Here is a 13,266-nt window from a genome sequence, read left to right on the forward strand (position 1 = left end):
ATTCGGCCGCTATGGTTCAGGCGCCCTTCCCGCAATGCGGGAAGGGCAATGTCAGCCGGCTTTATTTCTTCAGGTCGGCGGAGGTCTTCATGCACTTTGCCGGCGGCTGCAGTGCGTTGACGGCATCCCATTTGATGGTGCGGGTGGTGCCGTCATAATCGTAGAACTTCTTCCAGTCCTCGCCGTTCATCGGCGCGGTCGGGCTGACGATGTGCTCCGGCACTTCCTCGTTGTTGAACAGTTTCACCGCTGCATCGATGGCGGTAAAGCCTTCTTTTTCCGGGAACATCGCGGCCTCGATGCGATACGACGGCTCGTTCTGCATCGCGTTGATGAAGGCAAGCCCCTCGCCGCCGGTGCCGACGGTCAACAGGCCATCCTGCGGCTTGCCAGCCGCCTTCCAGGCCTGCAGCCCGCCCAGCGACGACGAGTCGTTGATGCCGTAGATGATGTTGATGTCGGCGTTCTTGGCGAGTGCCGCCGAAGACACTTCGAGAGCGCGGTCGGGATTGCCGCCGCCGTCAAGGTCGTGGACCATGACCGCGTCAGGAATGACGGTCTTCAGCCCGTCCATGAAGCCGTGCGAGCGCAGCACCGTGGCGGAGAGCAGCGGCAGGCCGACATTCATCACCTTGGCAACGCCGCCGAGCTTTTCCTTGGCATATTTGCCGGCTTCGACGCCGGAGAAATAGCCGGTGTCATAGTCGCAGATGGCGACCATCGTCGTCATGCCCTTGACCGGATTGCCCTCGAGCACCACCGGAATGTTGGCGGCTTTGGCCTGGCGCAGCAGCGGTACCACACCTTCTTCATTCACCGGCGTGATGATCAGGACATCGACGCCCTTGGCGATGAAGTCTTCGGCTGCGGCGACCTGCTTGGATATGTCGAGATTGGCGTCCTGCACCTCGACCTCGATGCCGAGTTCCTTCCCGTGAGCCTTCATGCCTTTGATGACGTTCTGGTACCATTCATGGGTGGCGTAATTGGTGACGTACCCGATGCGCTTGGGCATGTTCTCGGCATGTGCAGCCGCCGCGCTCATGGCCAGCGCGGCCGCGGATGCAAACAGGATTGACTTGGACCAGTGCATTTTCTTCTCCCAGGTTTATCGCTTTTGTTAATCGCTGAACGGATAGCCCCGCCGTTCCGGGTCGGCACGTAACGAAGAGTTGGATTCCCCCCAGCCGAGCTCCGCCGATATCTTCTCGGCGGCTGCCCGGGTGCGTTCGAAGACGGTTTGCCGGTCGAACCGTGCGGCCTTCTGCGGCAGCAGCGGGACCGTGAGTGCGGCGATGACGGCGCCGGTGTGATCGCGCACCGGCATGGAGATGTTGGTGCAGGCTTCGACGGCCAACGAGGCACGCATCTCGTAGCCGAGCCTGGCCACCTCGTTCAGCCGTGCCTCGATTTCGGCCCGCGTGCCCTGTCCTTCGCCGGCGGTCACGATGCGATCGACAATGCGGTCGCGCTCGGCCCGGTTCGAATGGGCGAGCAAGACCGCGCCTGAACTGGTTTCGAGGATCGGGAAATGCGAGCCCAAGGCAACCGAGTAGCGCATCGGCAGTGGTGAATCGATCTGCAGCACCACCAGCGCGTTCTGGCCTTCGCGCACCACGAGGTGGCAACTCTGATCGGCATTGGCGGTCAGCTCGCGCATCACCGGCAGCGCGCATTCGACCAGCCGGTTCACCGGCGGGTGCATGTGCGCCAATTCGAACAGCTTCAGCGACAGGCGGAAGCGGTCGGACTGCGTGCGAAAGATATAGCCGCGCTTTTCCAGCAGGAGCAGGATGCGGTAGATTTCGTGAATGGAGCGTCCGAGGCCGGCCGCGATCTCGGTCTGGGTCAGCGTTTCGGCGCTGGCTGCCATGAACTCAAGGACGTCGAGCGCCTTGTCTACCGCAGGCACACGATAGCCGTTGCGGCCGCTTTCGCTGTCGTCGAGCGTCTCGGCAATACTGGCGGCCATCACGCAATGCTCCGTTCCGGTTGCCTGGTTTCGCGGTAGAGGCGATTCACATGGTCTGCTAGTTCGGCCGCCGAAATGTCGCCGGCGATGGCAGCGGCCGCATGCGGCGCGCATTCGCGGAAGAAGCCGATGAAGCCAGGATGCGTCGGACGCAGATAGGACGAGCTGATCGTCGCAAGCGTCGAGTTGAAGAAATTGCCGCAGAGTTGGTTGACCTCGACATCCTTCCAGGCTGCCAGCGATCCCGGCTGTCCGCCCGACTTCACATAGTCGCCGCGCTGGTACTCGGGCGAGCACAGGAACACCGCGTAGTCGATCGCGGCCTGCTTGTGTTTCGACCGGGCACTGACGCCGATACCGGCACCGCCGAGCAAGGCTCCGGCGGAACGCGGCGTCGGCACGTCGGCAAAGCGCAGATACGGCCGGTCGGCCCTGGAGGCATAGTTCACATAGCCGAACGCGAAAGGCACATAGACCACGTCGTCATGCGCGATCATGTGGTCATAGCAGCGGATCGGGTTCCACTTTGATGAGTTCGGATGCGACAGCGCCGCGAGCTCTCGCAATTGAGCGACAGCCTGCTCGACCATCTCCCTGGCAATGAATTGCTCACCGTTGTCCTGTGGGCTGCCAAGCGTCAGAAGCATGCACATGGCATCCGTCGAGACCGACGGCAGGCCGAGCCACTTGCCGTTCTTGCGGGCGCGCCGGCCAAGCTCGACCACCTCGTCATGTGTGCGCGGCACCAGCCCGTAACGATCCAGGAGATCCGGGCGATAGGACGCGACCTGACAAGCGGCATCGATGGGCAACGCCCATTGGCGTCCGTTCCTTGCGTAGGAACGCCAGCACGCACCGACCGAATCGTGTTCGAAGAAACGGATCTGTTCGGCCGACAAATAGGCGTCGAACGGCACCATCAGCCCATCCTCCGCGATGTCGCCGATGAAGGGGTGGTCGAATACGACCAGATCGTAAGTGCCGAGCAGCGGACCGAGGGCACCCTCGCCGAATTCATAGAGGCTGCGGCGGTCCCATTCGATTTCGAGGCCCGGATTGCCTGCGCAATACGGCGCCACGCTGGCGTCGAGCGGACCCCAGCAACGTCGATGATCCCACGCAAGACCGCGCAGTCTTGTCATTTCAGGCAATTCCTCCCTGGAACCGAGCATGTCCGCCCGGCCCGCATTCGTAGCACCTATTTTCACATAGACAAGTAACTTTTACATATGCAAACTGCGGGTTGTTTCCTGACGGGCTTCAAGCCAGACCGAAGCGTTCCACGGCGCGCATGATGCCACGCAGCTCGGCAAGGCCCTTCAGCCGACCGATCAGCGAATAGCCGGGATTGATCCTTGTCTTGCCGATATCGTCGGCGAGCAGATGGCCGTGGTCCGGCCGCATCGGAATGCGCCAGTCGGCGCGACCCTCGTTGCGGCGCCGCGCCTCTTCCTGCATCAGAGCGAGGATGACATGCGCCATGTCGGTGCCGCCCTCGAGATGCTCGGCTTCATAGAACGAGCCGTCATCTTCGATGGTGATGTTGCGCAGATGGACGAAATGGATGCGATCGGCGAATTCTTTGACCATGGCGACGATGTCGTTGTCGGCGCGCGTGCCGTAGGAGCCGGTGCAGAACGTCAGGCCGTTGGCCGGGCTGTCGACGGCGTTGAGGATAAAACGCGCATCCTCGGCGGTCGAAACGACGCGCGGCAGGCCATAGAGCGAGAAGGGCGGGTCGTCGGGATGGATGCACATGCGCACCCCCTCCTCTTCGGCCACCGGAATGATCTCGCGCAGGAACCAGGCAAGGTTGTCGCGCAGCTCCTTCGGTCCGATCGCGTCGTATTCCGCCAGGGCCTCACGAAAACTGTCCCTGTTGTAGCTGCGCTCCGTCGCCGGCAGGCCGGCGATCAGGTTGCGTTCGATCTGGTCGATCTTCTCCGCGCCCAATTCCTTCAGCCGCGCTTCCGCCTCGGCGATACGCGCCGGCGTATAGCTTGCCGCGCCGTTCCTGCGTTTCAGCACGAACAAATCGTAGGCCGCGAAATCGACCGCGTCGAACCGCAGCGCATAGCCGGTGGTCGGCAGCCGATAGGCCAGGTCGGTGCGGGTCCAGTCGACCACGGGCATGAAATTGTAGCAGACCGTCGCAATGCCGGCCTTGGCAAGTGCGCGGATGCTGTCGCGATAGAAGCCAGCGTAGCGCTCGCGTTCCGGTGCGCCGATCTTGAAGGAATTGTGGACCGGGATGCTCTCGACAACCGACCAGGTCAGCCCTGCCGCCTCGATGATGCGCTTGCGCTCCAGAATGCGATCGACCGGCCATGCGCGCCCGTCGTAGATATCATGCAGGGCTGTCACCACGCCTGTCGCGCCCGCCTGCTTAACATGATCGAGTGTTACCGGGTCGTTCGGTCCATACCAACGCCAGCACTGTTCCATGAAGCCTCCTCAATGTCAGGTGGGCGACATTATTGTTGGACCACAGACCTGTCAACACGCTGAATTCTTCTTGAATCGACCGATGGCGGGATCCTTTTTCGACCTTTCTCCGGGTGCTGATTGATTTCCTATCCGTTTCAGCCTAGCCTTGGTCCAACAAATAAGAAGGAACAATGCCTTGGATCAAGAAGCGGCGGACGATGCCGGGGTCAGCAGTTCGGCCGTCGACCAGACGGTGCGGCAGATTCTCGACCTCATTCGAAACCGCGCCATGTCCGTGGGCGACGTCCTGCCCACGGAACGGGAACTTGGCGAGCTGTTCGGCGCCAGCCGCAACACGATACGCGAGGCGCTGCGCACCATCCGCACGTACGGACTGATCGATCCCAAGCCGCGTGTCGGCGCAGTGCTGGCCGACCGCCAGAATGTCGCTATCCAGAACTTCTTCGCCGCTCAGATGGATATTTCAAGGACCTCTTTTCACGACATACAGGGGTTTCGCCGCATCATCGAATTGGGCATCGGCGACCATATCGTCCTTAATGCGAGCACCGCCGAACTCGACGCCCTGGACGAAGTCAACGGCCTGATCGAAGCCAGCAAGGATGTCCAGGAAGCCGCGCAGCGCGATTTCGATTTCCACCTGGCGCTGATGAAGCTCGCCGGAAACCGCATGCTGGTGCAGACCTATCAGTTCCTGTCGCCGGTCATCCTGCACATCATGACCGTCGGCAAATCGATCCGGCCGGTGCTGAGCGAGACACGCCAAGCCCATGGCGAGATCATTGCGGCTCTGCGGGCGCGCGACCGCATTGCCTACAGCTACCTGATGAGCCGGCATCTCGATTCCGGCCTGCGCTTCGTCCCCGACGACCTTGAAAACGCCCGCACCTCGCCGGCGCTGACGGACCCTTCCAAGGATTTGCATCATGTCTGACTTTGAGAAAAAGGTCGCGCTGATCACCGGCACGACCGGCATCGCGCTCGCCACCGCGAAGCGTCTGGCGCAAGGAGGTGCTGCGATCGTCGCCTGCGGTATCGATGGGGCAGCCAATGCCGCCATGCAGGAAAGCCTCATCGGAGCCGGAGCGAATGCGCTGGTGCAGACGGTGGACGTTTCCGTTTCCGACCAGGTTCGCGACGCGGTCGCGGCGGGCGTCAAGCGGTTTGGCGGCATCGATGTCATCGTCAATTCCGCGGCGGTTCATCCCTATGGGACGGCAACGATGACCGACTGGGAAACCTGGAACCGGGCGATGGCGGTCAATGTCGGTTCAATCTATCTGACCGCCCATTTCGGCATCCCGGAAATGATCAAGCGTGGCGGCGGCGCCATCGTCAACGTCGCTTCGGTGCAGGGCTTTGCCTGCCAGCAAAACGTCGCCGCCTATGCCACGACCAAGGGCGCCATCCACACGCTGACACGATCGCTGGCGCTCGATTACGCTGCGGCGGGCATCCGGGTCAATTCGGTCAGCCCAGGCTCGATCCGTACGCCGATACTCGAGAAGGCCGCACGCGGCGACAATGGCAGCGATGCCGATGTCGAAGAGGCCTACCGGCGCTTCGGCGCGGCCCATCCGCTTGGCCGCATCGGGGAACCGGAAGAGGTGGCGGAGTTGATCGCCTTCCTGTGCTCGTCGAAGGCCGGCTTCTGCACCGGCGCGGACTACAGAATAGATGGCGGCCTGACCGCCGGTATCGGCGTGAAGTAAAACCATGAAGATCGGCCTTGGCCTTTACCGGGAGTCGCTGACCGCTGATAATTTCCGCTTTGCCCGCCAGGCAGGCGCCACCCACATCGTTGCCCACCTCACCAACTATTTTCGCGGCCGCGATCCTTCGCTGTCCGCCGGCAGCGAGGCCGAGGGTTGGGGCGATTGCTCAACCGATGAACTGTGGGATTACGAGCATTTCGTCGCTCTGGTGAAGACCGTGCGCGACAACGGTCTCGAAATCGCCGCGATCGAAAATTTCTCACCGCGTTTCTGGTCGGACGTGCTGCTCGGCGGTCCTGACAGGGCAAAACAGATCGAAGGCTTGAAGCGCCTTGTTCGCGATGCCGGACGTGCCGGTATTCCCTGTATCGGCTACAACTTCTCGATCGCCGGGGTCTGGGGCTGGTCGCGCGGCCCATTCGCTCGGGGCGAGGCGATGTCGGTGGGGCTCGATCTCGCTGCCATCGATCCCGATATGCCCCTCCCCGACGGCGTGGTCTGGAACATGCGCTACCGTGCCGGCCGGCCGAATGCCGAGCCGGTGAAGGTCAGCAGCGACGAGCTTTGGCAGCGGCTCGATGTCTTCCTTCGCGAGATCATACCGGTGGCCGAAGAAGCTGGCATTGTGATGGCGGCGCACCCCGACGATCCGCCGGCCGAAGCGCTGCGTGGTACCGTGCGGCTCGTCAACCGGCCGCAGAAATACGACCGGCTGATGGACATGCTCGATTCGCCGTCCAATGGACTTGAGCTCTGCCTCGGCTCGCTGCAGGAGATGCCTGGCACCGACGATATCTATGGACACGTCAGGCGCTTCGCACGACGCAAACGCATCGGCTACATCCACTTCCGCAATGTGCGTGGCAAGGTTCCGAACTATCACGAAACCTTCGTGGACGACGGCGATATCGACATGGCCGAGATAGTCCGCATCCTGCGCGATGAAAATTATGACGGCGTGATGATCCCCGACCATACGCCGGAGATGTCCTGCGACGCGCCCTGGCACGCCGGAAAGGCCTTTGCCTTGGGCTACATGCGCGCGCTGGTCCAGAACGCTGCTGCGCTGGGGCCTTCACGGACCGCCCAAGCAAGATCCGGACAAAAGCCTCATGATAAAATCGACGCGCCTCTATGATCCCAACCTGGTGAGATCTACGGCGCGTCCCCACCTACGTGTTGAGGGCGAACTGATGGCGACCTGAGTGCCCATGGCGGGCTGGTCAACGGCTTCGCTCGCGACCCCGGACGGCGTCCGCCGCTCCGAACCGGAAACGCCGCCAAAAATACCGTCAGCACCCATCCTCAGTATCTCGACACCTATGCGAACGGGCAAGATCAAGCGGCATGAACGCCGACCGATCGTCCCGCTCGCCGACAGCACGATCTATGAGAAGGAGACCTCCCATAGCCAAGTGAGAGATGAGCACCGGTGCACTGATCTACGGTCCCCGTGCAACTCACCTTGACCGCTGCGGAATTACACTTGGATCACACGCAGTTCGCCGAGCCAGCTTTCTGTTCGGCAAAGAGCGCTGGCCGCCATCCGTGAGCTCAACCGTGCGGTCACGTCGTTCGAATAGCCCCAGGCTTTCCTCAAGCCCGATCACACGCCGCTACAAGGTCGCCGTCGGTCGACCGCTTTTCCGCTTGGCCGAAAAGCACCGACGGATAAGGCGACAATTACGAAATTGGCGACGCTGGAAGGGCCATCCGGGTGTCTCTCCAGCGAGACAGACCGTCTTATTTCGATGACTTATGGCTCGGATTTCGAACGCATACCTTCTGCCAAGAAGGAGAACCTACATGATCCAATCCGCTGATCTCAAGCGCGGGGCTTCCACATCCGAGCCGCTTGCCCCCGGCCGCGCCTTACGTCTTCAAACATATGGCGGCCCCGAATCCCTGACAGTCGATAGCGTATCCGCGCCCGAGCCGGGTCCGGGCGAGGTCTTGGTGTCGGTCAAGGCCGCCGCGGTAAACGGCATCGACTGGAAAATCCGTGAAGGCTACCTCCGCGAGCGCTTCAAGCTGACCCTGCCCGCGACACTTGGCATCGAAATGGCCGGCGTCGTGCTTCGGACCGGCCCCAGCGTCACGGGCGTGAAGACCGGGGATCGGGTTATGGCCGCCCTCGGTGGCGTCGGGGCCTACGCCGACCATCTCGTCATCAACGCCGAGAAGCTCGTCCTGACTCCGTCAGCCCTGTCGGACGTTGAGGCAGCGGCCATTCCCGTCGCGGCGATGACAGCCTGGCATGTCATTCAGGCCGCGGATTTCGACCTCTCCGGACGGCGGGTGCTGATCCATGGCGCAGCCGGCGGCGTGGGCGGCTTTGCCATCCAGTTCGCCAAGGCGGCCGGAGCGACCGTCTTTGCCACGGCCTCGACCAATAGCCTGCCGCATGTCCGGGCCCTCGGCGCGGATGAGGTGATCGACTACCGGCAGCAGAACTTCGAGCTGCTTGCGCGCGACATCGATTTCGTCGTTGACCTCGTCGGCGGTGAGGTCGTGGACCGCTCCTGGGCACTCCTGTCGCCCGACGGCCTTCTCGTAAGCATCGCCGCTACGGACCTCGCATCGCGTACGCCGCCAGGCCGCCGCGGCGTCTTCTTATCGAACAAGCCCGACACCGCGCGCCTGTCCGCGATCGCCCAGCAGGTCGCCGTCGGCGCCCTGCGATCGACGATCGCCGACGTGGTGGGCTTCGATGATTTGGCCTCCGCAATCGAGCGCAATCGCGCCGGCCACGCACCCGGCAAGATCGTCGCTGACTTCACCCGCTGATCACCAAGTTTTCAACTTTCAAGGAGTTTATCATGACGACGATCTGGAATCCGGTCCGCGTGGGCCAAATGGACCTGCCCCACCGCCTGGCCTTGGCCCCGATGACCCGCAGCCGTGCCGAGTTCAACGGCGTACCGGGCGAGCACGCCGCTGAATACTACGCCCAGCGTGCCTCGCTGGGCCTGCTGATAACCGAAGGTGTGCAACCGTCGGCCGATGGCCAGGGCTATTTCGCGACGCCGGGGATCCATGCGCCCGAACATGTCGCCGGCTGGCGCAAGGTCACCGATGCGGTTCACGCAAAAGGCGCGAGGATCTTCCTGCAGCTCATGCATGTCGGCCGCATGTCGCACCCGGACAACACGCCGCATCACCGTCAGCCCGTCGCCCCATCGGCCGTCGCGCCCGGTGAGCAGATGTTCACCGCGAGCGGCATGCAGCCCATCCCCGAGCCGCGAGCGCTCACGACCGAGGAAGTCGCCGCCACGGTGCAGGACTTCCGGCGGGCCGCGCGACTGGCTATTGATGCCGGCGCCGACGGCGTCGAGATTCACGGCGCCAACGGCTATATCGTCCATCAGTTCTTCGCGCCGAACGCCAATCACCGGACCGACGCCTATGGCGGGCCGATCGCCAACCGCATTCGGTTCGCCGTCGAAGTGGCGCAAGCTGTCGCCGATGAGATCGGCGCCGATCGCACCGCTATCCGCCTTTCGCCAGGTCTGCCATTGGGCGGGTTCGATGAAGGTCCTGAGGGTCCTGCGCTCTATCGCGAACTGATTGCCGCGCTGGCACCGCTGAAGCTGGCCTATCTCCACCTGATGTACGGCGGGGGCGACGAGCTCCTCGCCGACATCCGCCGTGCATGGCCCACGATCCTGATGGTGCTGCGGCTTGGGCGCACGCGCGAAGCCCTGGACCAGGACATCGTCTCGGGCCAGGCGGACATGACCTCGATCGGCCGTTGGGCTTTGGCCAATCCCGACTTCGTCGAGCGCCTGCGGTTGGGCGCGCCCGTCAACGAGCCCGATCCATCCACCTTCTATGGCGGTCGCGCGGCCGGCTACACGGACTATCCGCGCCTGGCGGGCTGACGCGTCGGCTGCTGTGGTTCATCGGACTGCAGCAGCCGCCTTCTGGCGGTCGTCGCTTGCGTTATCGGATCAAGCTGACCATGCGACATGGGTGATGGCGTTGGCCGACAGTAAGGTAATTGTGGCGGCTTCAGATCCGAATGAACGCTGCCAATTCGTCGGGAGTGCCTTTGGGAAACGCTTCCCTCAGATGGTCGAGAAAGGCGGAAACGCGGGCATTCAACAGGCGCCGCGACGGGTAGAGCGTCCACAGGGCCGCATCCGGACCATCCACGTCCCCCCAATGCACCAGCGTGCCGGCGGCCAGATCATGACTCACCAGCGATATCGGCAACCGTGCCGCACCCACGCCCATGACGACCGCATCGCGAACCATGATGAGCGACGACAGGCTGAGCACCGGGGTGAACGCGATCGTCGTCGGCCCCGTGTCCGGTTTGATATTCCACAATGAGAGTCCTCGGTCCGAGCTCCGCACGACTGCCGGAACGGCGTCTCCGTCCTGCGGTCTCGCCACTTGCGGGCTGGCCACGATCACAAGCCGATCACGCATGAAGACCCGTCCCACCAGGCTTTCATCGGAACGTGGATTGACGCGAATGGCCAGGTCGTACCCCTCTTCGACCATGTCGACGGCGCGGTCCTCGGTCGTGACTTCAAGGTTAACGTCGGGATATTTGAGCGAGAAGCCTGCCGCCAGCTTACCCATCGCAAGTTGAGAGAAGAGCAATGGTGCGCTGATCCGCAAATTTCCACGCGGTTCCCGGTCTCCCGACGCAATCGCTGCGGCCGTCTCTTCCACTTCCGTCAGCAAGCGGCTGGTTCGCTCATGCAGGTCCTTTCCCTCCTGCGTGAGCTTCAGGGCACGCGCTCCGCGCTCGAACAGGCGTAGGCCCAGGCTATTCTCCAGTTCTGCGGCGCGCCGCGAGAGCGTCGCCTTGGGGCGCCCTGTGGCGCGCGCGGCTCGCCCGAATCCACCATGACGTGCAACCAGATTGAAGTCGGCTAGGGCGAGCAGGTCCATGTGTTCCACCAGTGAGACGGGGTGTCTACAAATGGCAGCTTCCGGTGCGTTTGTGGACTCCTAAATAAGCGCTAGCGATTTGATAAAAGCAGGAGTGACCACATGACTATCCTCGTTACCGGTGCGACCGGAACCGTCGGCCGCAATGTCGTCGATCAGCTCATCAGGCGCGGCGCTAATGTGCGCGCGCTCGTCCGCGATCCCTCGAAGGCCAATTTGCCAGCCGCCGTTGCCCTCGCAGAAGGTGACCTGCTTGACGTCGATGCGCTGCGCACGGCCTTCTCGGGCGTGTCCACCCTGTTCTTGCTCAACGCCGTGGTGCCCGACGAGTTTACCCAGGCGCTGATCGCCCTCAATCTGGCCCGTGAGGCCGGGATCGAGCGGATCGTCTATCTGTCCGTGCTTCACAGCGACATCTACGTGAACGTGCCGCATTTCGCCGGTAAATTCAGTGTCGAACGCATGCTGGAGCAGCTGGGCTTCAACGCCACCATCCTGCGGCCCGCATACTTCATCAACAACGATTATTCGGTGAAGGACGTGGTGCTCGGTCACGGTGTCTATCCAATGCCGATCGGTGACAAAGGCATCGCGATGGTCGACGCGCGCGATCTCGGCGAGATCGCAGCCATCGAGCTCGTTCGCCGTGCGCAGGCAAGTGAGCCGCTTCCCCTCGAGCGGATCAATGTCGTTGGTCCCGACACGCTGACCGGCACCGATGTCGCCGCCATCTGGTCGGAAGCTCTCGGGCGGACGATCCACTACGGCGGCAAAGACACCGCTGCGTTCGAGCAAAACCTCCGAAATTACGCACCGAGCTGGATGGCGCTCGACATGCGTCTCATGGCCGAGCGCTTCCTTGTGGTTGGTATGGTTCCTGAGGCAGGGGATGTTGATCGCCTGACCGGCATGCTGGGTCGCCCGCTGCGCTCCTATCGCGACTTCGCAGCCGAGATCGCTGCGTCGGCCTGATGAGTGTGCGCCGCGGCGGGCGGCGAGCCGTCCCGCCCCATCGCTCTGCCGCCAGTATGCCGCCCTCGCGCCGGTCACGATACGGCCCGCCATTCGCGGATTGAACGACACCGCATCAAGCGATCGCAGCTCGGCTTCCGACCGGATTACGGCAAGCGTCGCCGGCGACCTGCCTGGCGTCAGTCACGCGATGCGTACAGCCCCGAGAGAAGCGGAGCGTGGGCGGCGAGCCTGCGGGATACGAACTCGGTGAAGAGCCGCACGCGCTTCGTCTTGCGTGTCTCCCCCTGCGTGAGAAGCCAGAGCGCCCCATGCATGGGCAGGTCGGTGCCCGGCACCCTCACCAGCAGGGGGTCGGCATCTCCGACGAAGCACGGCAGTTTCGTCATCCCGATCCCTTGCCGTACAGCAACGATCTGCGTCTCGGCGTCCGGGCTCCTGAACGGAACTTCCGTGGTGTGAACTTCTCCCGCGCGCGCCCAGTCCGGAATTCCATGGTTGTCTATGACGATCCACCGGATGGGATCAGGCGCGCCAGCATGCCACGCGGCCAGTCGATCGCGGGACATGTAGACGGCGCTGAACAGCTCCGGCCCCTTCAGGCCGTGCAGATTGAGCGGCAGGGTTTTGCGGTTGGCGACAATGCGGATCGCGACGTCGGCCTCTCGGTTGGTCAGATTCGCCACCTCGCCGGTCGACGAGATTTCCATCTCGATGTCCGGATGCAGACGCGCGAAGTCGGCGAGATCCGGCATGAGCAGGTGTGTGGCGAGGAACGGTGGAAGCGTCACCCGCAAAAGCCCGCGCGCGCTCTGGTCGCGACCGAAGACGCGCGTCTCCAGCAAATGCGACGACGCCTCCATCTGGTGCGCGAGATCGAGGACCTCCTCGCCCGCAGCCGTCAGGCGGTAGCCCGAAGGCAGCTTCTCGAACATCTGCGCGCCCAGCCGCTCCTCCAGTTGGGCAATGCGCCGCAGCACGGTCGAGTGATTGACCCCGAGGCGCTCGCCGGCAGCCCGCACCGAGCCTGCGCGCGCGACGGCTAGAAAGTAGCGAACGTCATGTATGGACGGCCCCTCTTAGGCAAGAGGCAATTAGCAGATACGGCGCAAGTCTGGAGCGGTCATGTATTCGGCCTTTGATGCGGTCGATTTGTTGACCGCTGGCCCTCATGTATGGACGGCCCCTCTTAGGCAAGAGGCAATTAGCAGATACGGCGCAAGTCTGGAGCGGTCATGTATTCGGCCTTTGATG

At 63.0% G+C, this 13,266-nt stretch carries 12 protein-coding genes; 6 read left to right on the forward strand and 6 right to left on the reverse strand.

Annotated elements, in window-relative coordinates; translation table 11 throughout:
• Nucleotides 1-61: 61 nt before the first annotated feature.
• The 4 genes from NKJ89_RS05955 to uxuA form a co-directional block, all read right to left on the reverse strand.
• Entirely contained in the window at nt 62-1,093 is a 1,032-nt protein-coding gene (locus tag NKJ89_RS05955; protein WP_352600729.1) for a sugar ABC transporter substrate-binding protein, read from the reverse strand.
• Nucleotides 1,094-1,120: 27 nt separating this feature from the next.
• On the reverse strand, nt 1,121-1,972 hold the full coding sequence (locus tag NKJ89_RS05960; RefSeq protein ID WP_352600731.1) for an IclR family transcriptional regulator: 852 nt from the start codon (nt 1,970-1,972) through the stop codon (nt 1,121-1,123).
• Entirely contained in the window at nt 1,972-3,114 is a 1,143-nt protein-coding gene (locus NKJ89_RS05965; RefSeq protein WP_352600733.1) for an ABC transporter substrate-binding protein, read from the reverse strand. The genes NKJ89_RS05960 and NKJ89_RS05965 overlap by 1 nt, the downstream gene beginning before the upstream one ends.
• 118 nt (nt 3,115-3,232) lie before the next feature.
• Nucleotides 3,233-4,417 carry a mannonate dehydratase gene (uxuA, locus tag NKJ89_RS05970; protein ID WP_352600735.1) on the reverse strand — a complete coding sequence of 395 codons (1,185 nt, stop codon included), beginning with the start codon at nt 4,415-4,417 and terminating at the stop codon, nt 3,233-3,235.
• A gap of 178 nt (nt 4,418-4,595) precedes the next feature.
• On the opposite strand from uxuA, the gene NKJ89_RS05975 reads away from it, so the two are divergent.
• From NKJ89_RS05975 to NKJ89_RS05995, 5 genes are all read left to right on the forward strand, one after another.
• A complete protein-coding gene (locus tag NKJ89_RS05975; protein WP_352600737.1) occupies nt 4,596-5,354 on the forward strand; it encodes a FadR/GntR family transcriptional regulator in 759 nt (252 codons plus the stop codon).
• Entirely contained in the window at nt 5,347-6,132 is a 786-nt protein-coding gene (locus NKJ89_RS05980) for an SDR family NAD(P)-dependent oxidoreductase (protein WP_352600739.1), read from the forward strand. Before NKJ89_RS05975 ends, NKJ89_RS05980 begins: the two co-directional genes overlap by 8 nt.
• A 4-nt stretch (nt 6,133-6,136) precedes the next feature.
• Nucleotides 6,137-7,273, forward strand: a complete 1,137-nt coding sequence (locus tag NKJ89_RS05985; protein ID WP_352600741.1) for a mannonate dehydratase — start codon at nt 6,137-6,139, stop codon at nt 7,271-7,273.
• 668 nt (nt 7,274-7,941) lie between these two features.
• Nucleotides 7,942-8,922 (forward strand): NADP-dependent oxidoreductase, encoded by a 981-nt coding sequence (locus tag NKJ89_RS05990; protein WP_352600743.1) that lies wholly within the window; start codon nt 7,942-7,944, stop codon nt 8,920-8,922.
• 32 nt (nt 8,923-8,954) lie between these two features.
• Nucleotides 8,955-10,016, forward strand: a complete 1,062-nt coding sequence (locus NKJ89_RS05995; protein WP_352600745.1) for an alkene reductase — start codon at nt 8,955-8,957, stop codon at nt 10,014-10,016.
• Between the two features lie 130 nt (nt 10,017-10,146).
• Here the strand turns inward: NKJ89_RS05995 and NKJ89_RS06000 are convergent, their stop codons facing one another.
• The gene (locus NKJ89_RS06000) at nt 10,147-11,040 is read right to left on the reverse strand and encodes a LysR family transcriptional regulator (RefSeq protein WP_352600747.1); all 894 of its coding nucleotides are present in this window, start codon (nt 11,038-11,040) and stop codon (nt 10,147-10,149) included.
• Between the two features lie 102 nt (nt 11,041-11,142).
• Between NKJ89_RS06000 and NKJ89_RS06005 the strand changes: the two genes are divergently transcribed.
• Nucleotides 11,143-12,012, forward strand: coding sequence for an NmrA/HSCARG family protein (locus NKJ89_RS06005; RefSeq protein WP_352600749.1), 870 nt, complete (start codon nt 11,143-11,145; stop codon nt 12,010-12,012).
• A gap of 179 nt (nt 12,013-12,191) precedes the next feature.
• Here NKJ89_RS06005 and NKJ89_RS06010 read toward each other — a convergent pair whose 3' ends face one another.
• Nucleotides 12,192-13,079 (reverse strand): LysR family transcriptional regulator, encoded by an 888-nt coding sequence (locus tag NKJ89_RS06010; RefSeq protein WP_352600782.1) that lies wholly within the window; start codon nt 13,077-13,079, stop codon nt 12,192-12,194.
• Nucleotides 13,080-13,266 lie beyond the last annotated feature (187 nt).

It is taken from the genome of Mesorhizobium sp. M0047 (assembly GCF_040323315.1).
Lineage (GTDB): Bacteria > Pseudomonadota > Alphaproteobacteria > Rhizobiales > Rhizobiaceae > Mesorhizobium.

Bases quoted from the DNA above. Each gene is read 5' to 3' on its own strand.
- NKJ89_RS05955 (WP_352600729.1), bottom strand. From the start codon at position 1,093: ATGCACTGGTCCAAGTCAATCCTGTTTGCATCCGCGGCCGCGCTGGCC.
- NKJ89_RS05960 (WP_352600731.1), bottom strand. From the start codon at position 1,972: ATGGCCGCCAGTATTGCCGAGACGCTCGACGACAGCGAAAGCGGCCGC.
- NKJ89_RS05965 (WP_352600733.1), bottom strand. From the start codon at position 3,114: ATGACAAGACTGCGCGGTCTTGCGTGGGATCATCGACGTTGCTGGGGT.
- uxuA (WP_352600735.1), bottom strand. From the start codon at position 4,417: ATGGAACAGTGCTGGCGTTGGTATGGACCGAACGACCCGGTAACACTC.
- NKJ89_RS05980 (WP_352600739.1), top strand. From the start codon at position 5,347: ATGTCTGACTTTGAGAAAAAGGTCGCGCTGATCACCGGCACGACCGGC.
- NKJ89_RS05985 (WP_352600741.1), top strand. From the start codon at position 6,137: ATGAAGATCGGCCTTGGCCTTTACCGGGAGTCGCTGACCGCTGATAAT.
- NKJ89_RS05990 (WP_352600743.1), top strand. From the start codon at position 7,942: ATGATCCAATCCGCTGATCTCAAGCGCGGGGCTTCCACATCCGAGCCG.
- NKJ89_RS05995 (WP_352600745.1), top strand. From the start codon at position 8,955: ATGACGACGATCTGGAATCCGGTCCGCGTGGGCCAAATGGACCTGCCC.
- NKJ89_RS06000 (WP_352600747.1), bottom strand. From the start codon at position 11,040: ATGGACCTGCTCGCCCTAGCCGACTTCAATCTGGTTGCACGTCATGGT.
- NKJ89_RS06005 (WP_352600749.1), top strand. From the start codon at position 11,143: ATGACTATCCTCGTTACCGGTGCGACCGGAACCGTCGGCCGCAATGTC.